Consider the following 23,363-nt stretch of genomic DNA (forward strand, 5'->3'; position numbering starts at 1 on the left):
TTTTTAGTTAATAAAAAAGCCCGTATTTCTACGAGCTATAACTATTTGTTATGACCTAACCCACTAGTGTCGGGTCGTATATAAGTGCCTTTTTTATAAATATTAGTTTGCTTCATATCAGGTTATACTACTGCTAAATTTATGGAGTTGCAGAAGTAATCATGATTACTTCCTGACTCCGGGTTATGGACATTTGTCCGTCTGTATTGAGATTGGATAAAATCTCGTCAAGAGTTTCCCCGTTAGTGAAATAAGCAATGTACGTGTTGTCGCTTAACTTTTGATCTAATATGATGATTCTGGTATCGAAATAATATTCCAGTTCCTTCACAATATCACTAAGGGGAAGATTACTGAAATAGAATCCTTCGCTTTTTGACGGACACTTGTACAGATTGGCAAGGAATGTTTCACGAACAATTTTCTGTGAGGCACGGTTGTACTGGATCATTTCTCCTTTTTTCAGAATCTCATTAGGATGAGTCGGAGTTTTGAACAGTACCGAACCTTCTACGAGTGCGACTTCTACCGTCTCAATATTCTCGTAGGCACGGAGATTGAACTTTGTACCCAGTACCTGCACATGGACGTCACCGGCAGAAATGATAAAAGGCTTGTCCGGGTCCTTTGCCACATCGGCAAAGAGCTCTCCACTGACAAAGATTTCTCTTTTATCTTCTGTGAAGTCGGAAGGATAAATAACCCGCGTGCCTGAATTGACGTGGAGCTTCGTTCCATCCGAAAGAGTGAGTGTTTGATGCATACCGTGTGGTACGGTGATATCATTCCAGTGTGTATTTGCCTTCTTGTTAAGAAGTAAATATCCGGCTAAAAACAAAAGTGGTATAAAAAGGACGGCTGCTACACGCTGCATCCAGCGGATTGAGTGCTGAAGCCTTGGGCGTAGTATGCGAACCTGTTTGGGTTGAATAGCTTTTTGAAATTTCTGAAAGGCTTTTTGAGATAACTCATGGTCCTCTATTTGAATTTCAGAGATAATCTCACGGAAACTCTGGTCCATCAGGTTATTGTCATTTTCTGTCAACCACTTTTGGATTTCTATTTCTTCCTCGTGAGAACACTTATCGTAGAAATAATCTTTTAATATGTCGTTAGTTATCTTCATAGCGTATTTGTTTAAAGTACAAAAATGCATTTTTTTTCTTTATCTGTGAGTATATTATGTTGATTATTTCTGAATAAGATATTCTATTGGGGATAGATTCGTATTCTTAATCTGATCTCATATTCATAAGCACTTGTTTTTATTTAATATAGTGAAGTCAGAAGGAGCAATATAAAATTTCTCATGTTTCTTTATCTGATAAATAGAGTAATAACTTCGAGAGGCTAATCGTGGCGTCCGATTTTCTTCAGGTAGCTGATTAATAACTCTGGTCGGTCCGTTTGTATGATGGATGTACCGAAATCTAGCACCTTTTGGTAAACTTCTGCCCCGTGTTCAAAAGCGTAGTCATCGTATATACCAGCTTCTTCACCTCCGCAGAGCGAGGCCCAAAGGGTGTTTACCCAGATTTTGGAACCTTGGGCAAGGATATCCTTCATACATTTTCTTACTTCCGGAGTTTCTTGTTGCCAGCATACTTCATAAGCCAAAGGGACGATTTTTTTGTCCATATATTGGCGGAATAATTCCTGTCCGCTTGGTTTGTTAATATCAATAATGGGCATGTACATCATAGCGTGCTTATACTTCTTTGCCTGTGCATCTACAAAATCTACCGGTTTTTTGCCTTTAATCAGGATTTGTTCTGTGACTCCCAGTTCTTCTGTAATAGCCATCACTAAATCATAATATTGATACCCTTGGTCTATATTAACCACTATACGGTCTTTGCAAACAGCCAATGCTTCTTTTAAAGTCGGCATCTTGTATTTGGTAGGGCAGTTATGTCCAGTTTTCAGGAAACAGTTTTTGATATAATCGTAAGTTACGTCGCTGACTCTGCCTTTTCCTGTAGTAGTCCGGTCAATGGTACCGTCGTGGCAGAGGACAAGTACACTGTCGGCTGTTAGCTTCAGATCCAGTTCCATAACATCAACTCCCATTCGGATAATTGATTCAATGGCGGGGATCGAGTTTTCCGGGTAATCTCTCCAGTCTCCCCGGTGAGACACTACTACTACATAGTCTGTTTTCGGGTTGTGGATGGCTTCTACTATCTTTTGCGCATTTGTCTTGCCCGAAGTGACAGGAGTGGCTGCAAAAGTGCTTAGAGTCAGCAAGAGCAGAAGTCCGGCGAATAAAATTCTTTTTTTCATATTCATATCATTTTAAGGATTAATTCTTTTTGAATAAAAGAGGGCGAAGCACAAGATGTTGAAGATCGTAGGCTGTGATGATGACATGGCCTTCGTCAAAATCATTCTCGAATGTCACTGTAAGAGTATGAGTCTCTTTGTCGAGTGTTGCTTTAACGTTTACTGCCTGAGCAATAGTAATTATCGCGTCTCCTGCTGATGTTCCCGTCACTTCATATTCAATTTTCAGAGGACTGGCAAGGTCAGTCACCTTGGTAACCGCTTCAGCTTTCAACTTGAGATTCAGTGAATTGAATACTTCCAATGTAAGGGTTTCTCCGTTACCCAATGTGATATTGAGATATCCATCGTCAGTTTTGGATATATTCTTAAAAATGGCAGTCGCGTCGGTGGTAGCTGTAATAGGAGTGCCTTTGCTATCTTTAAGGACTTCACCGTTGACTGTCCAGTAACCGTCGGCGTTTACCCCCATTTCGGGGGTATAGCCGCAGACTGGGACTTTTTTCCCGGCATCATCAGTGAGCCAGTTTGTTTCATTGTCAATGGTTGTAGTCCAATAATACAATTGGTCATCATCGCTGAGGCGTACACCTAGTATCGGAGCTTCTATTACATCTTCCTGGGTTGCTACGACGACTGCTTTTTCTTCATTATTGCTATCTTTGTAGGTAATGACATATTGTCCATCCGAGTTCCGGGTAACGGAGGTGATAACATTTCCTTCCGTCAGATAGCTCAGCTTTGAAATATCTTCGTTGAGTTTATTCGCTTTTGTTTGAAGAGCAGTTATTCGCTCTTTGAAATCATTGAGCTTATTCTGAATCGCGGAGTCGTCATAATCCCCACAACTGGTTAGCAGGAGGGAAAGAAGCAACGAACAGAAAAAATATATTCTTTTCATATCTTGTGTCTTTTAGAAATTAATACTGGGATCGAAATTCTGGTTTGCATGGCAGAATGCATTCTCGTTGGTGGCATCCGGTGCAGAAGTGGGATCGTCCTTATACTTGCTGTAATCACCGACATAACCTCCGCATACACAAGCTTTGCAATTAGTCCAGGTTGCAGTAGAAGCACCCGAATAACCACATAACCACCCCGGACCATGTCTGTTGGTTCCATTTCCTTCGGTAAATACATCTCCCAGAACAGCCCCTTTGTTTACACAGCCGATAATCTGTATGTTGGAGTGACCGATGATACCTCCGGTGCGGACACTTAGGTGAGTCATGACATTTCCATAATTTGTGCAGGACTCTACTGTACATTCTGGTTTCGTTTTCAGGTCATCCGTACCTCCCACAATTCCACCCATACGTTTGTAATTGTAGGTTATGCTCGCTTCTTTACCTTCGAATTGTCCTACCTTATCATCTTCGATGGTTCCTCTATTGTCGCAGTTGTAAATGTTGCCATACATCAGTGTTGCTACAATTCCGCCTGTTCTTCCACTCGGACAACTAATATCACCATAGTTAGTACAGTAATTCAGTTTGCCACCTTCTGCTTTAGCCATGAAGGCGCAGATTCCGGCAGTCTGCATGCCCGTACCTCCATTGCCTGTATTACTGATGTGTCCTGTGCGGACAAATCCTCTGTTGGCACAACCTTGTGCTTTGGATTCTCCTCCGATCGTCGTATTTATAATAGCACCTACCAGACCGGAAAGTGCGTTAAATTCTCCAGATTTATTATCGGCTGTGAAGTCGATATTATAATAGTTAGTACAGCCCTCTATTACTGAATTTTTGGCGAAGCAAACAAGAGGAGCGATAACAGTATATTTAGGTGCTGTTCCGCTCATGATCCAAATAGTAGTGGTACCAGCATCTCCTAAAGCCAAATTCTTGACCGTTGCGTTTTCTATTGAACCGAACAGGCCGTATGCCAGCCCTCCGTTCGTTATATCTGCACTGCAATTCAGATTCTTGATGGCGTAACCTTGTCCGTTGAAGGTTCCGGTAAACGGATGTACGGAAACGTAAGGTTCGGCAGTTGTATAGTTGGAAGCATCTATGTCGCCTATCGGTGTCCAGCTGGTCACGGATGACATATCAATGTCATTCAGCAAAACTACTTCTCCGGCATCATTCTGCCAACGGGAAGTATTTGTTCCATTATTAACGGCTTTCGCAAAGTTAACCAAATCAGTGGCCGTACTGATTCCTCCCTTAGCTTCCACTTCTTTTGCTTCCTGTATCACATCAATGCTTGAAGAAATATTATACAGCGAGTTGGAGAATGTTATTTTTCCGGTACGTTCGTCGCCTGTTTCATTGGCCAGAATGGTGAAAGCGTGTGTGGTTGTAACCAGTGCGCGGGTCCCGTTGTAGGTGATCCACTCATTTTCTGTATTGACTTGATAGGATATGTTCGCAGATATTTGCATCTCAATATTCATTTGTGTACCTTTAAGTTGGATAGGTCCTACATGACCTTGATATATTGGTTCGTCCAGAATAGCAGTACCATATGTGAAGTATATCGGTTTCAATACGGTATTATTACCAGCACTTGCCAGTAACAGGATATTCCCTTCAGTTGCCCCTTCTTTCATGGTGGCGATAAGGGTGGAAGAGATCTTGTCTATTTTGACTTCCATATTGTAGGCAGTAAACAAGTCTACATATGCATTTTCCGACTGTGTACCATATATTTCGTATGGGATACTTACGGGAGTGGTATAGTCTGTTACTGCGTTGTATACCGGACTGTTGAAGCGGATGCTGAGTGCTTCCTGCAAACTCATCCGCAATTCCTGGCCGTCTGCCAGAATAAATACGGCTTCTCCTGTTTTATCATCGATATAGGCTGATTTGAATAACATATTACTTAAATCATTAGCCAATACACCGGTACTACTACCGTTCACACTCCAGTAACCATTCTCGTTTATTTTAACGTCAGGCATCGTTCCGCCAATCGGGAATTTCTTTCCGTCACCGTCAAGGATGAATGTGTAAGTCTTCCCCTTATCAGTAGTCTGTGCCCAGTAGAATTTACCGTCACTATCTTGCTTTGCTGTGATGATTGGGAATTTGATAACATCTCCTTGGGTGGCGATGGTAACGGTGTGGGTTTCCCCACCACCGTCGCTGTAAGATATTATGTAGTTACCATCAGCATCCTGACTGATTAAAGTGATAAACGAACTTCCGAGCACTTTGGACAGTGAGGCCATTTGTGCAGTCAATGTTTCGGTTTGAGCTTCATAATCTCCAATCGTTTTTTCTATTTCGTTGAGGTCCTGCCAAATTCGTTCGTCGTCGTAAGAACTACAACTTCCTAGAAAGCAGGCAGATATAAATAATGATATACTTATAAACTTTTTCATATATTCAGTGATTAACATTCGTTTGATTCATTATTCAAGTACTCTGACATGCAGATAGTTCATGCAGCTTCTTTCACCATTCGCATCCGACACATGATTGATTACATTTCCGATACCATTTTCATAGGTCCACATTACCGTAGAACCTCCTCCATCGAAACGGATTACATCATATAACCCCAACTTTTTGCAGACACGATAAGCTTCATAAAAATCAAGTCCTCTGTCGTTATCTGTTCTTCCGTCTACACAGAATATAATTACCTTCGATTTATCTTGTGTCATTCCAAGATTAGTAGTCGGGTTGATTGTCTCTGCATCTTCTTTCTTGGGAGGAGCGGAGTATATACCATTGTATACGTAGCGATACATGCTGGAATTATGTACTTTAATCGGATCGGTAGAACTACCTATTTTAAGTTCGGCACTAATTTGTACTTTATCTCCTGTTTTCAGACTTTGAGCCAGTTCATTGGCTTTGTCACCTGTCACTTGCAATACCCATTCATTTTTATCTATTACGTATGGAGCTTCTACAGTAGTGCTTCGCCCGTCAATGATTTGGGTAATTGTAGCTTCAAAATCACCGGAATTAACCTTCAATGGTTGGTTATTTTTGCCTATGATAAACAAAGCTTTGGTTCCTATTGGGTTGGTCAACCCCGGATGAGGCTCTTTCACATATCTGAAAGTATATAAATTTGCATCGTATGATGGCTTGCCATTCAAGCGGACAATGGTGTCATTGACTGAATAATATTCATATTCTTTGGTTCCGACTTTCAATTTACCAGTAAAGTCTCTCTTTTCGAAACTGATGGAACGGTTATCAAAGAAGGTGAATCCCCAGACATGATTGGTCAAAGTGGAACGCACATACGGATTATTGACGAATACAGGTTCTCCTTCTTCAATATGCATTCCTCTGGGGAAGCCGTCGTGAGAATTGAAAAAGCCGGTATTGATACCTACGACGATATTTCTTCCTTCTCCTCTTCGTCTGACACAAGTCTCTGACAATGTTTCGCGAAGAATTTTACCATTATTAGAGTTGTTGTTACCATTAGGATTCGGGCAGATCTCATCTGCCATGACTGTTTCGAACGTCACTTTCGGATTGTTCATATCAATCTCGATAGCATAGATATTCTGATTGAAATTGGTGAAAGAATAGTGTTTGTATACGATACCCGATGCCAATTCGCGGTCTTCGGTCACCTGCCAGTCATAGTATGCTTCATCCTGATTAGAGAAGTTATTAGCTTCTTTGGAGAAAGCTCCGTGGCGGACGGCATTGCTGTAAGTGGCAACCGGAGCATCTTCCGGATTGTTCTTGTAAACACTGTAATCTCCGATTTTGCCTCCGATGTGGCAGTCTGTGATATAGTCTGTGCCAGTTTTTGTACCGCTATAGCCACAAGCCCATCCGGCTCCATGTTTGTTGGCTCCGTCTGCGGTTGCATCCGACAGAATGATTCCGTTGTTTGTACATGATTGAACAAATCCGGCGTTGTGTCCGACGAATCCGCCTGCACGACTTCCATTTTGAGAGTAGACGTTTCCGTTGTTAATACAATTCTTGAGGTATTTATCTGTGTTGATTCCCCCTGCAAGTCCTCCGATACGTTTCACATTATATCGTTTGGAGTTTGAGGCAAATACATCGTTCACGTCATCCTGAATAAGTCCTTCGTTAGTGCTGTTTTCAATCGTTCCTTCCTGTAAAGTTCCTACGATTCCTCCGCCACGTCCGGAAGGTGCACTGATATTTCCTTTGTTGATTGCATATCCGATATAGGCTTCATCAATTTCTATATATCCCGCAATTCCTCCTTGGTTGAAAGCGGAATAGGCCCCGGAGCCCGTGTTGACAATATTGCCGCAAGTCAGGTTGCCTTCATTTATACAGCCATTTGTTTGTGTTGTGTCGCCTATTTTATTTCCATACAGTACACCAGCCAAACCTCCCATTCGAACACCGATATTAGCGGCGTTTGTTCCTTCAAAGGATAAGTTTATTTTATTGGTGCATGCCAGTATGCTTCCTTCACAATAGCCTACCAATCCGCCAATAGCTGCCCCTTGCGGAGCTTTACCTGTAATGGTGGCATTACCGGAAACCACTAAATTTCTGATAATTCCCGAACTGCCGAGTGAATTAAATAATCCGTGGGCGATATTGCCGTCTTCAAGATTATACGTACAAGTTAGGTTGTTAATTGAATGTCCTTTACCGTCAAATACCCCGTTGAAGGTTTGCTCGCCGATTGTATAAACTACTTTTGTATTAGCACTGGTAGTATTACTTGTAACTTTACTTCCTACACCGCTCGTCAGTGTAATATCTTTCATATCGATATCATTCAGTAGGATTACGTTTCCTTCTGTGTCTTTGAATTTACGTAAACTACCTCCATTCGTGACCGCATCTATAAATGCTTTAAAGTCTGTTGCAGTAGCAATGCCTCCGTTTTCGACGATTGGTAGAGTAAAGCGTACCGGCTTGATTAATACATTATCTTCAGTATCATAGAGCATAATCATGGTTACTCCCTCTTCAAAATCATCGGTAAAGGTAACAGCCAGTGTTTTATTGCTGCTATTCAACTTGACTTCTACTCCATCGTCGCTACGTGTGATGAGCACCAGTGTTTGTGCTGCCTTTTTCCCGATAATATTATAATTTAAGGTAAGGCTTTTCGTTCCTTCCTCTATAATAATAGGAGAAATGGCAGGTTGACCTGCATTTTTAAATTCTACATTAAATAGCGTAAAGGTACTGACCGATAGAATTTCTCCGTTGCCTAGTGTTATTGAGGCAGTTCCGTTATCGTTCATTTCCACTTTAGTAATCAGTGAAGCCGTTTTACCTTCGGCCTTAATCGGCTTTTGGTTACTGTCGAGAATCTGCTGGTCATTGATAACCCAATATCCATTCTCATCCACTCGTATTTGAGGAGCGCTACCCGATACTGGGATTTTTTGTTTGTTGGTATCCAACAGGAAAGTTGTTTGTCCTTTGGTGGTAGTAGTCCAGTAATAAGTTCCGGCTTCTTCTTGTATTCCGATAATCGGACTGGAAACCATTTGATCGGTGGTAGCGATGGTGAAGCTATGCTCTACATTGTCACTTCCTTTATAAGAAATGACATAACCGCCATTAGCAGCTTCTGTGACAGAGGTGATTGCTCCTCCTTTCACAATTTGGCTCAACGCATTCGCTTGTAGTTGCAAACTGTTTAGCTTCTCTTTCAGTTGATCGAGATCTTTGTAGATTCCATCAATGTCCTTCCAGGCAGCCGAGTCATCATAGTCATCGGTGCAACTGCCAATCACAGGCATGAGTAGCAAGAATAAAAGTAGAAAATTTCTCATGTTTTTTAAATAATTTGATTCAATGGTTAATAGCGCGCTATTTATAACTCGTTTCTATAATGAAGAACACATCACTTGGAGGGGGTACGTAATCGGATTTGAACTTTTTTTTTTTAATCATCACTATTTTCAATAAGACTTGAATTTTTCATATTAATTTCATAGTTTTGTCATCAGAAGCATACTATTTCCTGTTTACTCCTCCCTTACATATTACAATATGATGTGATTTTAAATAGGGTTTGGTATATCTTCTATATTATTTATAGCTTTGTTGCCTAGAAATCTTTTTCGGAATAAACGATGAATAAAACTGATTTATCTTCTGTTACTGAAGAACAACTGTTGTTACGGCAGTTGAGAGAAGGGGATATGGGGAGCTATGAGACCCTTTTTCATCGTTATTATCCCACCTTTTTTGCTTTTGCCAGAGGTATGCTGAAGGATGCAGGGGCAGCAGAAGATATTATCCAGAATGTATTTATGAAGATCTGGATACATCGTGAAGCTTTGGATGAAACGATGTCAATCAAGAACTATATTTATGTACTTTCCAAACGGGAGGTTTTCAATTATCTTCGGGCCAAATACAATACCCATGTTGTGTTAACGGAAGACATGATGACATTGGAGCAATCTTCAAGTACGGATGAGCCAACTACAGACTATCGTGAATTGCGTGAAGCAGTACAAAGTGTGATTGATACGATGCCGCCTAAACGTAGGAGTGTGTTTTGTCTTAGCCGTTTCAAATCCCTGACTAACCAAGAGATTGCTGATAAACTCGGTATTTCTATTCGTACCGTTGAGAAGCATATAGAATTGGCTCTTCGCACTTTTAAAGAACAGTTGGGGAGTTTCTTTGCTCTTTTTGTGGGGTGGTTCCTTTGAATGAGGCTGTAGCGACTGCAGGGGGGCTACTTGTATAACAGAAAGAGATATGGTATTTGAACACCATATCTCTAAATAACTTATTAAAAGTGAGAGGAATAAGCTGAATTAAACTCGTATTTCCCATCCTTTTTCATACTCTCTTCCCCAGAGCTTATTAGCCTCCAAATCGTTGAGAATACGGCCGCTTCCCGGATCGATTTGTAATGAATGACCGACGCGCTGAGCGATATTACCCAATTGTACTAGCTGGGTACTGATACAGGCATCTACAATTCCGGAGTTTAACTTAGTACCTTTGCGGATAGCATCAAACCAGTTCCGGAAGTGGAAAGAGTCCAGCTTTTCTGAAGGATTCAGGAGATTTCCGGTTTCAAACTTCAAATCACTCTTTACCTCCTTGATCGTTTTGCCTTTGATATCTGCTATCTTATATTCGTTACCACCACCAATAAAAAGAGTGCCCGTATCTCCATAGAATGCAGTACCGACTCCATATCCGTCTACCGGCATCGTATTGCAACTACGTCCCTCCCAGGAGAAAGATGCTTCGTCGCCAAACTGGAAAGTGATAAGCTGTGTATCCGGCGTCTGCCAATCATCCTGAAAACGATAACGTCCTCCGATTGAATCTACTTTGGTTGGATAATCCACACCTAGTCCCCAGCGAAGCATGTCGACAAAGTGAGTACCGTTATTTAAAGCTTCTCCAGTTCCCCAGTTCCAGAACCAGTGCCAGTTGTAATGAATGAAGTTATCCTTGAAATCGGGTACACGAGGGGCAGGGCCTTGCCACAAATCCCAGTCCAGATAATCCGGTACGGGAATGACTTTACCTGTTCCGATAGAAGGACGGTTGTTGACATACCATGATTTGGCATATCTCACTTTTCCGATGGTGCCGGACTTGATTTCCTCCATCGCTTTGATTACATTCGGGAATGATCTGCGTTGATTGCCAACCTGAACGATTCGATTGTATTTTAAAGTGGCTCTAACCAACATTTCATTTTCTGCCGGATTGTGGCTAGTTGGTTTTTCCAGATAAACGTGTTTGCCGGCTTGCATAGCCATAATGGCTGCTTTAGCATGCCAATGGTCCGGAGTGGCGATTACTACTGCCTCAAACTCATTGGATTCTAACATTCTGCGTATGTCTTTTTCTCCTTTAGGAGTCCGTCCGGTCAGTTTGTGAATCGCAGCCTGGCATTTTTCAAGTGCTCTTGAGTCTACATCGCAAATGTAAGTTACTTCACAATCGGGTTGTTTGGCAAATCCTTGCGCGAGAGCACTGCCTCTGGAATTTACGCCAATAACTCCGATACGTATTTTCTCATTAGCTCCCAGAATATCTTGATATCGGCTGGAACCAAACCCTGGAAGTATGCTTCCTAAAGAAAGTGCAGCTGTACCTGCTACTGTTTTTTTGATGAAATCTCTTCTTGTTGTCATAGTATCTATTTTTCTCCAAAATTAGGTTGTTATTAGGATATGTGAATGAGTATTTCCGCCAATTCTCCCTCAAAAAACGTAAATTTCTTATTTTTTTCTTCGGAAAAGACGGATCAGGACGCTAAGAATTCCCCGGGGAATCCATAGGATGAAATAAATGAAAATGCTGATGACAATCACATATCCGATTTGAGAAATTACTTCGATCCATGGTCGGGAATAGACAATGATTGCAATAACATTGACGATAAACGCAAGTATGAAACTTAGAAGATAGATATTTCTTTCTCGTTTCAGCTTTTGGGATGTGATGATAATATCTTTCATGGTTTAGAATTTCATATAAGGTATTTTATATTCGTCAGGAAAGAATATGTGGCGTTGTTCTTCCATGGCCTGATTTCCAAGTAAACAAAGAACCGTTGAACAATATGCTTCTTCAACTATATTCTGTGCTTTCTCTCCGGTGATACATGACTGGCAGAAAGAAGACAGGATAATGTCCGAACCGTCTTTGTCTGCTCCGATCATACTCAATCCACTGTTTACGTGGATATCTCCATCAATGATAAAGTGTGGTGTGTACTCCATTTTTGTTTCTGGTCTCCAACTAGGACCTGCTGTCGGGATGGCGGCAAAGACCTTGTCTTTTACCTGGTCAATCAGTTGCCGGATACCCGAAGTTGAATGATCTTCTTCCAAATAATAAATACCTTTTGCCATTTCCACGGTTCCTTTACTTCCCAGAATTTGGTCTTCCATTCCGTTGAACTTATTGGAAATCATTGATTCGTATGCGATCTTAACTCCATCCGAGTATCTGTAAGTGACATTGACGCTATCATAAACTTCTCGTCCGTCTTTCCAGTATACAATGTCACCCATTCCCACAATGGATTCTGGCATTTTTTTGGCTGCCCAGTTACAAACTTCCAACTGATGGCATGCTAATTCCGTCATTAATCCTCCGGAGCTCTCTTTGTATAATCTCCAGTTAATCTTGCGTTCCAGCTCTGGTGAAGGAACCGGACGACGCCAGTCTGCATTACGGAACCAGTGACAGCGAAGACCTACCACATCTCCGATGAGACCGGAATGGATCATCTGCATTCCCTTGATGTACTTCTCGTCATACATTCGCTGCATACAAAAATAGAGAACCTTGTCTGACTGGTTGTAAGTGTCATAGATAGCTTTGCACTCGTCAAGGGTACGTGCCATTGCTTTCTCGCAAAAGACATGTTTGCCGGCAGCTAATGCGTCCAATACAATAGGTGCATGCCAGTTTAGTGGTGTGGATATGATGACTCCATCGATGTCTTTCAATTCCAGTAGTTTGCGGTAATCCGTATATGGCTTTGCATCCGGACAAAGTTCCAATGCTTGTTGAAGATTGGGGGCATAATTATCACATACGGCAACAATTTGTGCATGAGGTATTTCTTTGAGGTTATGGATGTGGTATTGTCCTCTGGACCCGGTACCAATCAAAGCTATTCGTGCTTTCTCATGCTTGATCTCTTGTAGTTTCTCCGGAGTACAGGAAGTCAGCCAAGGAGTGGTCGCCAATAATGCGGTTCCTCCGGCAACGTATCCTAGGCTTTTGATGAATTGTCTGAGTCCTAAGTCTACTCCTTTTTCTTTATGTTCTTTCATATCATAAATTGTATAGGGTTGCTTGTATATTATTGAACTTTTCTGAAATCTTTTTTTGTTCCTGTTCATTGGCAATCATCCAGACCGTACTAAGAACTTCGGCTTCCAACGGGTCGGGGGACAGGATAGAACTTGCTTTTCGTTGTTCATTAAATATGCCTGTAAGCGGATTCATAATGTGTCCGGTATATTGTAACGTATTACCGGAAGTGGATAATGTTGTATCCTGCAGATCGAATTCTTTTAGAAGAGACTGATTGTACGGGTTCAGAAAACTGACTTTCCAACAATCTCCATAAGGATGATGTCCTATACCCAGGATCGAACTGTTTCCAAAATTAGCAAATGCATCACTAATATTCTCCTGTTCAATGAATTTTCTTATTTTCTTCAAAGCATATCCTTTGGCAAAACCTCCAAAATCAAGTGAAATATCAGGAGATGTAAAGGAGATATATGAATGTTCATGAAGTTGTATTTGGGAGAAATCTTTTAATGTAATGTCGAATAAGTGTGAAGTGGTCTCATAATAGTATGAGCAAAGCTGTAAGATTGATTTCATCTCTTTACTGATTTGAATCTTGCTTTGAGAAGCATGATTATTAATCTTGGAAACTTCACTATGAGGATCAAAACGATTTAATATTTTATCCAATCGCTCCAGCTCATAGGCGATATCTGCCCAAAGTGTATTCAATCGGTCGATATCGGAATGAATGAGCAGGATATCGAATCGGGTCCCCATGATATGAGGAATGAAGCCATGAAACATGGCTTCATTTTCATAATATTTGCATCTTGTTTCTAACACCTATTGTTTTGTTTATTTGTTTCCTTTCTTTGCCATTTCTACAGCAGTAGTAGTAATGTAATATTTAGCTAGTGTATTTTCATTTTCCCATTCCGGCATATCCTGATTGTGTACATAATGCAGGAAAGCCTTTGCCACTTTGCTGAAATGTTCTTCGTGTCCTAATCGTTTTTCCTGTGGTATGTCAATCAGATAAGTTCCATTCTTTTTGTTTTTGACAGATAAGAACGGATAAGTTATTTGAAGCTGTTCCACTGTTTTTTGCAATTGAGCTTCAAATGTCCTATTGTCAATGTCCGGTTCTTTCTGTATATATAGCTCTTTTACAAATCCATTTTTTTCATCCTGAACGATTTTTAAAGTGGCTTTACTTCCTTTCTTTATGGAAGTAAATGTATCTCCTCCGTTAGTGGGTGGAGTATAATGCCATGTGACTTTTATTCCTATACAAATCCCTTTAACGGTATAGTTGAGACTTCCGTTTGCCATCACTTCCAATACATCGTTTTTTATGTATCGATTAAGATAAGCGGGAAAAGAATCGACTTGTGTCGATTGACTGAACTCTGCTAATGTAATTGGAGTTGCCCAGTGTTTGGCGGCATTCACGGTGACATCCGATTGATAATGAATCGTTTTATCAGGAAAACATTGCCAGTTGATAAGATCGATCAGATGTGTTGTAACATCTGCAATCCCTTCTCCTTGTTGCTCTACATCATAATACCATGCCGGGCGAATTAATGGCTTGCCAGAAACTGTCTTGAAAAAATGATGCACGCTTTCCATTATGACAGATGGATTGTCCGGTGAACCTTTTTGTAAATCTCCGAATAATTCCGTCTGATGCAAAAGCTCTTTTTCTATGATATTGAGGATATCATAACGTTCCGTCATCAGATCGTATAAAAGAAGATTCTTTTCTTTGGCGAGTTGATAGGCTTCTGTCAATAACTTGAAATCCTGTGGATTGATAGCCAGTGGCTTATCGGCAAGGACATGATATCCGGCTTTGATAGACTCCATGATATAGCGCGTCTTTTTCTGATTGTTTCCGGCCAATACTGCTATATTACCTTTATGATCGGCAAGCATTTTCTGGAGATAATCATCTCCGGTATATACTTGTTTTTTCCATGTCGTAGGAGATTCCGCCCGCTGATTATAAGAATCAATGCTTTCCAGATATTGGTTGACGGCTATTCCTTCGGGGGCATATATCCGGATGGTGTCACTGACATCTGTCAATGTCTCTTTTTGAAGTAGGCTGGCATGGAAATGTCCGGGATCGAGAACCACTACTTCTATTTTACATGAATCATTGGCTTCCGCCTTATTCATAATCTGTTTCTTGGAGAAAGAACATGAAGAAACTATAAATAAGATTGATATAAGCCCGATTCCTTTATATATAAATTTCATTTTCTTATTTATTATAGGTTTTGATTAATTTCCGGGCGTCTTTCCATCCTTTTTGGTAAGCTTCTTCCAATGTGACAATTCTTCCATTCTCTTCTTTACTCATATTGGATGCTTTCATGAAAGTGAATATTTCAATTGTTTCTTCTCTGGAGATAGGAGAGATTCCTGTTTGAAAGTATTTAAGAATCTGTTCAAGAAGCGCTTTATAACCTTGGTAACCTCCTGCGGCTACTGCTCCTTTTGAAGTATAGGCAGTTCCACCATAAATTTGCGGTCCTTTTATAATCGCTCTGAAAGTTCCGATTCTACCATCTTTCCATCGTCCTACTACTACATCCCCTCTATCTGAAGACATCCGGTTGACTGATTCGCATCCTGTTCCCATAATTGTGTATAATGTTTCTACTCCATGAATGCCATAGAAACCGAAATCCGGATGCGTTGGCTCCACTTTGTGAGGAGAATAACAATCGGCTCCAAGGATTTTGCCAAATTCTCCATTTCTTAATTTCTGGTTTTGAGGAGTAAATCTAAGAGCAGAAGAGGAAAAAACAGGTGCATTGTATTTTTCTGCCATTTCATAAATAGCGATTGCATCTCCTAAAGTAGCTCCGACAGGTTTGTCAATATAGCATATCTTACCTGATTTGAATACCTCGACGGCTTGTTCCAAATGTAGTCTGCCGTCATTGGTTTCCAAAAGGACACAGTCTACTTTTTCCAGTAAATCTGCTATTGATGAGGTGATTTCCACGCCATTTGCTTTGACCTTTTCAATGTATCCGGGGATTCGTTCGTAACTGGATTGAATAGTCTTTGAACCGTACGGATACGCTGCTACTACCCTAAAACCTTTGGAAAAGGTCTCATCCGAACCACTATTAATCAATTCGGTGAAAGCGGTGGAATGGGATGTGTCCAGACCAATAATTCCGATCCGCATAACTTTTTGTGCGTGTATACTGAAGCTGATAGCCAGTAGTATAAGAAGTGAGATTCTGTTTTTCATAATCCTTTATAAATTAATTCTTTCTGCACTTTCCGGGTCCAAATATAACGAAGAATTTTCTTTTCTTCGCAATATGCTGGCCGGACATTTTTCTGAAACTTCACCATAAACAGTCTGATAGACTGCTTGAGCTTTATTTTTGAACGGGACGATACAAAACATCCATTCAGCTTTTAGCAAAGCCGGTATCGTGAGTGTTAAAGCTTCTTTGGGTACTAAGTCTAGTGTCTTGAAGCATTTTTCATTGACTTGCTGTTGGCGACATATTGGGTCCAGTTCAACTACTTTCACAAGTTTGGGATCATTAAAGTCTGCTACATCCGGATCATTGAAAGCAATATGCCCATTTTCTCCAATTCCCAAACAAACGATGTCAACCGGATGCTTAGTCAGCAAGTCTGCATATCGCTGACATTCCTCTTCAAGGTTTTCCGCCAGACCATTCAGATAGTTGACTTTCTTGAAAGGAACTTTGTCAAAGATACGAATTCTAAGGAAATGTCCAAAACTTTGTGGGGCTTCCGGATGTATACCGATGTATTCATCCATATGAAAAGCGTTTATTCTGGTCCAGTCGATGCGTTTGTCATGAATCAGATGACTCAAAAACTCATTTTGTGAGGGGGCAGCGGCGAAAATCATATTTATTTCCGGTTTGCTTTCCAATAAGCGACAAATTTGGTCGCCGACTTCTTTTGCGGCTACACTGCCCATCTCTTGAATGGACGGGAAAATTCGAACTGTTAATTGTTCCTGCTGAAAAACTTTGGTCTTAGTTTCATTTAGTATAGATAACATGGCCTTTTAATATTGTATTATTTATATTTATTTGATTATCAAAAATGACTATGTCGGCATCCTTACCGATTTCTAAAGAACCTTTTTCTTTGTCAATATGAAGAATACGGGCGGGCGTCAGGGTCATCATACGGACGGCGTCAATGAGAGGAACACCGGCTAAATATATCATGGTTCGAACCAGTCGGTCGGTTGTTGCAACACTACCGGCAAAAGCTTTCCGATCCGGCATTTTGGCCACTCCGTCTTCGATAATGACTTTCTGACCGTTGTTGAGGCTACCTAATATCGATTCACCGTCCGGCATACCCGCTCCTCTCATGGCATCAGTGCAGAGGGCTGTTTTATCAACTCCTTTGAACTTGTATACGAATTGGAGCAGGGGTTTCGGAAGATGTATGCCATCGGCAATAATCTCCACTGTCATATCTTCAATCAAGTAGGCGGCTTCTACTACTCCGGCATAGCGGAAAGCATTTTTGCGGGTCACTGATGACATGGCCGAATAAAGGTGGGTCACATGTGTATAACCTGCTGTAAAGGCTTTCTCAACTTCTTCATAAATCGCGTCGGTATGAGCGATGGAGGGCAGAATATGATGTTGTTGCAGAGTTTGCCCTAGTGCTAGAGCACCCTCCAACTCTGGAGCTACGCTCCAACGGATAATATCTTTTGAGGCTTCCAGAATGGCATTATATTCTTCTGCTTGCGGCTTTTTCAGGAAGTTCGGGTCTTGCGCACCACATTGTTTCGGTGAAAAGTAAGGTCCTTCCAAATGTAAACCGATAAACTGCGAACCATTGATATTCATTTCTTTGGCTTTCCGATATACGGTAAACGTCGTCATTAACTCCTCGTTAGTGCTAGTAAGTGTGGTGGGAACCATTGCGGTAGTACCATACTTGGCATGTGTCTCGGCCACTCCGAGAAAAGCTTCGATAGTACCATCCATGAAGTCATGTCCTCCTCCTCCATGGATATGCATGTCGATGAATCCTGGTGAAACATAATTCTGACGGGCGTCTATTACCTTGTCACCGACGAGCGGCTGATAGCTTCCATTGGGAATAATCTGCTCAATTTTTCCATTTTCGCATATCAATGTTTGCCCCATTTTTATGCCTGTTGGTAGAATGAGTTTTCCATTTGTTATGATGAGTCTTTCCATATTATTTCGTTTTTAATTTATTTCCAGGAGTCTATTTTATGACCTTTAACTGCAAAGAAAACCAAATATAAAAAACAGGGAATCAATACCCAATAACCGAAACGCAGACTATACATATCTGCCAGATGACCATATATCAGAGGCAGAATGGCATTGCCACATAATCCCATGATAAGAAGAGAGGAACCGGTTTTGGTGAATTTCCCCAGTCCATGAATGGAAAGTGGCCAGATACCTGCGTAGATTAAAGCATTTGGGAAACCCAATGCATTCAGAAAGAAAATGGAGGCATTGGCATGATGACCGAACAGAGTTACTTCAAAATCTGCAAATACAACTCCGAATGAAAGGAGTAATCCGATGATGGTACAACCTATAAGTGCATTTTTTTGTGAAACATATTTGGGTATTAACAGGATTCCTAGGAGGTAACCAATCATAGTACAGGCCAATGTATATGAGGGAAAAGTTTTAGCTTCAAGCAGGTCCATACCCATCGAATTGGCATAATTGATGATTGTATCAATTGCGATAACCTGTGTTCCTACATGAAGAAATATAGCCACTGCTCCTAAGATAAGGTAAGGAAAGTCGAAAATACTTTTTCTGGTGTGATGGTGGCTACCTGTATCTTCCGTGCTGTTTTCTTCGTCTGTATTGATTTCAGGCAGAATGGAGTAACGGATACCGATACCGGTAAGCAGTAAAATAACGCCTAGAACAGCATAAGGCACAATGACGCGTTGTATTAATTCGTCAAGCATAGCGTTCTTTGTGACTATGTCTAAAGTCCCCGATTCTATAGTGGCAAAAAGCTCCTTGTCGGTAACATTTAATATCAATGCAGCAAATATGAGCGGTGAGACGATACCTGCGAATTTATTGCATATTCCCATAATACTGATTCGTCTGGCGGCACTATCAATAGGACCGATAATAGTGACATAAGGATTAGCGGCAGTTTGCAATATGGCTAATCCGGTGCCGATGGAAAACAGACCGGCCAGAAATATCTCGAACTGACGGGCTAATGCTGCCGGAACAAATAAGAAAGCTCCTAAGGCGGTAAGCATAAAACCATACATAATACCTCGCTTGAATCCCACTTTCTTGAGAAGTACTCCCGAGGGGATAGCCATTACAAAGTAGGCGATGTAAAATGCAAAGGCGACAAAATAGGATTCGAAATGTGTCAGTTCACAGGATATGCGGAAGTATGGAATCAGTATGGCATTGACCCACGACACAAATCCGAAGATAAAGAACATCCCTGCCAGAATTGCAATTGATATGTAGTATGTCTTTTTGCTGCTTATAAGGTTATTGTTTCCCATGTGTTTTTATTTTTTCAGTTCGAAATCTTTCTGTAATTTGATGTCCCGTGACGATGCGCCTATTAATACTGTAAACATACCCGGTTCGTCTTTCCAGCGTTTACTTTCGGTATCGTAGTATTGTAAGGCGCGGCGTGGTAACTTGATAGTGACTTGTTTGGATTCATCCGGTTTTAAGCCAACCTTAGTGAACCCTTTTAACTCTTTAAACGGGCGTTCTACAGAACATTTGTTTTGATGCAAATATAACTGTGCAATTTCCTGGCCATATCGTTTTCCCGTGTTAGTAATGGTGAATGATACGGCAAACTCTGTGTCCGATTCTTTCCATACAGATTTCATCTTTATGTCTGAATAAGTAAAAGNGGTATAAGATAATCCATAACCGAATTCAAATTGGGGGACTACACGGTAAGTATCGAAGTAGCGGTAGCCGACCATAAGCCCTTCCTTGAAACGGACGGTGTCGTTTATACCCGGATATTCTCCAAATACGTGATCAGGCATATCTTCCAGACGCTTACACCAGGTAGTAGTCAGTTTTCCCGAAGGATTGACTTCTCCAAACAATGTACGTGCTAGTGCATTTCCTCCTTCCATCCCTAGAAAACTGCCGTGCAGTAATGCCGTAGCATCATTATACCATTCTCCTATCTCGACGGGGCCACCGGAGATTAGTACCACTACAGTGTTGGGATTAACCTCCAGGATACCTTTTAATAATCTGTCCTGTTGGTAGGGAAGCTTTAAATTCGGCTTATCATACCCTTCACAGTCAGAACCATGTTCGTGGGAGGTTCCACCTATATAGATTACCAATTCTGCTTGAGCAGCTGTATTGATTGCTTTCTTATATAACTCTTCATCGAATTTATCAAATTCGTTCGTGAACCAATGACCAACCTTATACGCCTTTTTACTCAATTGATAACCGGGGGCATATTCGATCCGGGCTTTTCCATCTAAAAGATTTTGTAGCCCTTCCAAAGGAGTGACTTCATATTTGGCTTTGAGTTTTGTACTGCCACCTCCTGCTGCAAATACTTCGGTTGCATTTGCGCCAATCACTGCGACATTCTTGTATTGTGCCGGGTCTAGTGGTAGCATATCTTTGGAATTCTTCAATAATACCAATGATTCCTCCGCTATTTCTCTGGCAGCCTTAGTATGGGCAGGTATTGCAAGTTTGGCTGCCATGCCTGTGGTGTCATAAGGAGCTTGTCCTATTAAATCAAGTCGAATCATCAATTTCAGAATATTACGTACTTTTTTGTTGACAGCTTCTTCCGGAATCTCTCCATTACGTACTTTCTTCAATAAAGGATCGGCTAAATAATATTTATTGAAAGCATATTTCCCATTTTCTTTGATGCTTGTTCCCATTTCGACATCCATACCACACAGAGCTGTTCGCTCTGTGTTATGGACTGCATTCCAGTCTGATACGACTAATCCGTCAAATCCTAGTTCATCACGAAGTAAAGTATCAAGAAGATAAGGACTTTCCGTACACCACAACCCTCGAACCTTGTTATATGCCGCCATGGCTGCCATGGCTCCACCTCGTTGTATGGCAGCTTCAAAAGCCGGAAGATAAATTTCGTGTAAGGTGCGTTCGTCTACTTCTACACTCACTTTGTACTGGTTGTATGCCTGGCTATTCAGAGCAAAATGCTTCACACAAGAGGCTACTCCCTGTGACTGTACTCCTTGTATATATGGAACAGCCAGTTCACCGGAGAAGAAAGGATCCTCGCTGAAATATTCCCAATTACGTCCATTGAGTAAGGAACGGTGAATGTTGACTCCCGGAGCCAGACTTACATGCTTACCGCGTGCTTTACATTCAGCTCCAAGAACTTCTCCATATAGCTGTGCCAGATCACGGTTCCAAGTAGATGCTAAGGCGCTTAATGCAGGTAGATAGCTACATGCGTCGTTATCCCATCGGGCGGATTCCCACCCATTGGCTACTCCCTCAAATCTTACTCCGTGAGGTCCGTCGGAGTAGTGCAGGTCGGGGATGCCAAGCCTCGGAACACCGGTACTTGAAAACATCGTGTTACTGTGCAACATTCCAATTTTCTCTTCCAAAGTCATTTGCGATAATAAACTTTCTATCTGTTTATCAGTACTTGCTACTTTATTACCAGTCAGGCAGGAGGAGAATATAATCAGAATCAGCCAGCTATATGGAGTCAGTCTTTTCATACTAGAATACTTGTTGTCTTTGATTATTTTGAGTTATTTTTTCTTGTTTCAATTTCACTGTACACAGCATCCGGGATCAGATCAAGCCAGTAAGGATCCTGGACGAGTTCCTTGTACAGTTCAAGTGCCAGAGGGTCACTTTGCAGACGGCGGTCACCATTCTCTGCATTTTCGTGATTCTCCCATACGACGACCTTGACACGTGGCTCTTCATCCTTCAGCTTAAACCATTCTCTTACCCATCTCTGGTGGTCGCATGTACTGGAGTATCCTCCTTCACTAATCATGATAGGCTTGTCTGCCGATACCTGCTTGATGCCTTGCATCAGCGTGAGCGGATATCTTCTATCTTCCGGATAAGTAGCACTAAGCGATGGTGGATAACAGCTTACTCCCAGCCAATCTACATACATATCTCCTGGATAATAGTTTTTCATTGCGTTTGCTTCTGTACCTGGCATGCTTACACTGTTGGGTGACCATACGAAGACATTGTAGGCAGTGACACCCAACTGTTCTGCAATGTTATACATACGTCTCCAAGCCTTGACATAGTTTGTGGGATCTCCGTAATACGGAGTCCAGCTTCCATTCATTTCGTTGGCTGGTCTGAACCAGATAGGTCCCATGTCACGTACTTTTTGGGCAGCTACTTCGGCGAAGTATGATTTGTGAAAATCGTCGAGTTCGCCATTTGCCATTTGTTGGGTGGGAATGACGGGCAGCCATCCGTAAAGGAAGAATCGGTATTTGCCCTGATAGTTTTTTCCCCAGTATTTCTCACGTACTGTTTGCATTTCGCTGAAATTTCGTCCCGGTTCCATATTCTGATACCATAAGATCATAGATAGTTGCTTTCCCACCAATTTTTCAAATAAGGCAACGGCACACTGGTCAGTACTTCCTTCGCGGTCTTCCGGATCGAATCCGTATAATGGTGGGAATGCTCCATGATAACACCCTTTTTCGGGGACGTACTTCATGTCATTATGAAATTCTCCCATTACCTTGATTTCGTCGATGAGCATCATCGTACTGGTGGAAGCTGAAGATTTGAGAGTCGCTTTCACATATCTGCATGCTACATTACTAATGTCTGTTTTTCCCCAAGCGTCCGACTTTCCGTTGCTGTCGGAATAGGTAATTGGTGAGGCTGCTTTTTCCCATTGGCTTTTGTCCTTGCTGGTTGATACTTCTATTTGAGCAGGGAATACAATTTGTGATGTCGGATCGGAAATAGCATGTACTGATACTTCTGTGATATTGCGTAATGATCCCAAATCAATTATTACTTCTACAGTTTGTGCATCCCAACCGACTCCTCTGTTTTTAGTCGAGAGGGTACCGGTCTCCTCATCCGTCAGTTTGGTGCCGGATGTCCAGGGATCGAGAGGGGCTTTATCAGCATAGGCACTGTTGGCTACAACATTCATTTTATAGAATTTGCCTGCCGCCACATTAATAATGCTTTGTTCATTTGGATCTTTGGGCTTATTTGGATCAAAAGTAACTTCCCATGATCTCGTTTCTTCTGCATTGCAAGCGTATATGAGTATTGCAACTGCTATTAACCATAAATTTTTTAATTTCATATTTAGTGGTATATTATAAGGTTGATT

17 protein-coding genes are annotated in these 23,363 nt (G+C 41.4%); 1 reads left to right on the plus strand and 16 read right to left on the minus strand.

Annotation, left to right across the window (positions count from 1 at the left end; all coding sequences use genetic code 11):
* Positions 1-139: 139 nt before the first annotated feature.
* From KQP79_RS09855 to KQP79_RS09875, 5 genes are all read right to left on the minus strand, one after another.
* Positions 140-1,126, minus strand: a complete 987-nt coding sequence (locus KQP79_RS09855; RefSeq protein ID WP_061447960.1) for a FecR family protein — start codon at positions 1,124-1,126, stop codon at positions 140-142.
* Positions 1,127-1,350: 224 nt separating this feature from the next.
* Complete coding sequence (locus KQP79_RS09860) at positions 1,351-2,289, minus strand: glycerophosphodiester phosphodiesterase family protein (RefSeq protein ID WP_004309597.1); 939 nt, start codon at positions 2,287-2,289, stop codon at positions 1,351-1,353.
* Between the two features lie 13 nt (positions 2,290-2,302).
* Positions 2,303-3,184 carry a PL29 family lyase N-terminal domain-containing protein gene (locus KQP79_RS09865; protein ID WP_004309598.1) on the minus strand — a complete coding sequence of 294 codons (882 nt, stop codon included), beginning with the start codon at positions 3,182-3,184 and terminating at the stop codon, positions 2,303-2,305.
* Positions 3,185-3,196: 12 nt separating this feature from the next.
* A complete protein-coding gene (locus tag KQP79_RS09870) occupies positions 3,197-5,617 on the minus strand; it encodes a PL29 family lyase N-terminal domain-containing protein (RefSeq protein ID WP_225483921.1) in 2,421 nt (806 codons plus the stop codon).
* A gap of 30 nt (positions 5,618-5,647) precedes the next feature.
* Positions 5,648-8,992 carry a PL29 family lyase N-terminal domain-containing protein gene (locus KQP79_RS09875; RefSeq protein ID WP_061447961.1) on the minus strand — a complete coding sequence of 1,115 codons (3,345 nt, stop codon included), beginning with the start codon at positions 8,990-8,992 and terminating at the stop codon, positions 5,648-5,650.
* A 303-nt stretch (positions 8,993-9,295) separates the two neighbouring features.
* On the opposite strand from KQP79_RS09875, the gene KQP79_RS09880 reads away from it, so the two are divergent.
* Positions 9,296-9,883 (plus strand): RNA polymerase sigma-70 factor, encoded by a 588-nt coding sequence (locus KQP79_RS09880; protein ID WP_004309601.1) that lies wholly within the window; start codon positions 9,296-9,298, stop codon positions 9,881-9,883.
* A gap of 108 nt (positions 9,884-9,991) precedes the next feature.
* Here KQP79_RS09880 and KQP79_RS09885 read toward each other — a convergent pair whose 3' ends face one another.
* The 11 genes from KQP79_RS09885 to KQP79_RS09935 form a co-directional block, all read right to left on the minus strand.
* Positions 9,992-11,335 (minus strand): Gfo/Idh/MocA family oxidoreductase, encoded by a 1,344-nt coding sequence (locus KQP79_RS09885; protein WP_138343227.1) that lies wholly within the window; start codon positions 11,333-11,335, stop codon positions 9,992-9,994.
* Positions 11,336-11,422: 87 nt separating this feature from the next.
* Positions 11,423-11,662 (minus strand): hypothetical protein, encoded by a 240-nt coding sequence (locus KQP79_RS09890; RefSeq protein ID WP_004309603.1) that lies wholly within the window; start codon positions 11,660-11,662, stop codon positions 11,423-11,425.
* Positions 11,663-11,665: 3 nt separating this feature from the next.
* Entirely contained in the window at positions 11,666-12,991 is a 1,326-nt protein-coding gene (locus tag KQP79_RS09895; RefSeq protein WP_022199332.1) for a Gfo/Idh/MocA family protein, read from the minus strand.
* Position 12,992: 1 nt separating this feature from the next.
* Positions 12,993-13,763 carry an FAD:protein FMN transferase gene (locus tag KQP79_RS09900; protein WP_061447962.1) on the minus strand — a complete coding sequence of 257 codons (771 nt, stop codon included), beginning with the start codon at positions 13,761-13,763 and terminating at the stop codon, positions 12,993-12,995.
* Between the two features lie 51 nt (positions 13,764-13,814).
* Positions 13,815-15,224 (minus strand): putative oxidoreductase C-terminal domain-containing protein, encoded by a 1,410-nt coding sequence (locus tag KQP79_RS09905; RefSeq protein ID WP_022199330.1) that lies wholly within the window; start codon positions 15,222-15,224, stop codon positions 13,815-13,817.
* A 4-nt stretch (positions 15,225-15,228) separates the two neighbouring features.
* On the minus strand, positions 15,229-16,233 hold the full coding sequence (locus KQP79_RS09910; RefSeq protein WP_008649456.1) for a Gfo/Idh/MocA family protein: 1,005 nt from the start codon (positions 16,231-16,233) through the stop codon (positions 15,229-15,231).
* 6 nt (positions 16,234-16,239) lie between these two features.
* Positions 16,240-17,031, minus strand: coding sequence for a glucosamine-6-phosphate deaminase (locus tag KQP79_RS09915; protein WP_004305159.1), 792 nt, complete (start codon positions 17,029-17,031; stop codon positions 16,240-16,242).
* The gene (gene nagA / locus KQP79_RS09920; protein WP_004305156.1) at positions 17,012-18,199 is read right to left on the minus strand and encodes an N-acetylglucosamine-6-phosphate deacetylase; all 1,188 of its coding nucleotides are present in this window, start codon (positions 18,197-18,199) and stop codon (positions 17,012-17,014) included. Before nagA ends, KQP79_RS09915 begins: the two co-directional genes overlap by 20 nt.
* 17 nt (positions 18,200-18,216) lie before the next feature.
* Positions 18,217-19,533, minus strand: a complete 1,317-nt coding sequence (locus KQP79_RS09925) for a sugar MFS transporter (protein ID WP_004305154.1) — start codon at positions 19,531-19,533, stop codon at positions 18,217-18,219.
* Positions 19,534-19,539: 6 nt separating this feature from the next.
* Positions 19,540-21,744, minus strand: coding sequence for a beta-glucosidase family protein (locus tag KQP79_RS09930; protein WP_264386630.1), 2,205 nt, complete (start codon positions 21,742-21,744; stop codon positions 19,540-19,542).
* A 23-nt stretch (positions 21,745-21,767) separates the two neighbouring features.
* Complete coding sequence (locus KQP79_RS09935) at positions 21,768-23,336, minus strand: glycoside hydrolase family 26 protein (RefSeq protein WP_138343226.1); 1,569 nt, start codon at positions 23,334-23,336, stop codon at positions 21,768-21,770.
* Positions 23,337-23,363 lie beyond the last annotated feature (27 nt).

It is taken from the genome of Bacteroides sp. DH3716P, from assembly GCF_025914115.1.
Taxonomy (GTDB): domain Bacteria; phylum Bacteroidota; class Bacteroidia; order Bacteroidales; family Bacteroidaceae; genus Bacteroides; species Bacteroides ovatus.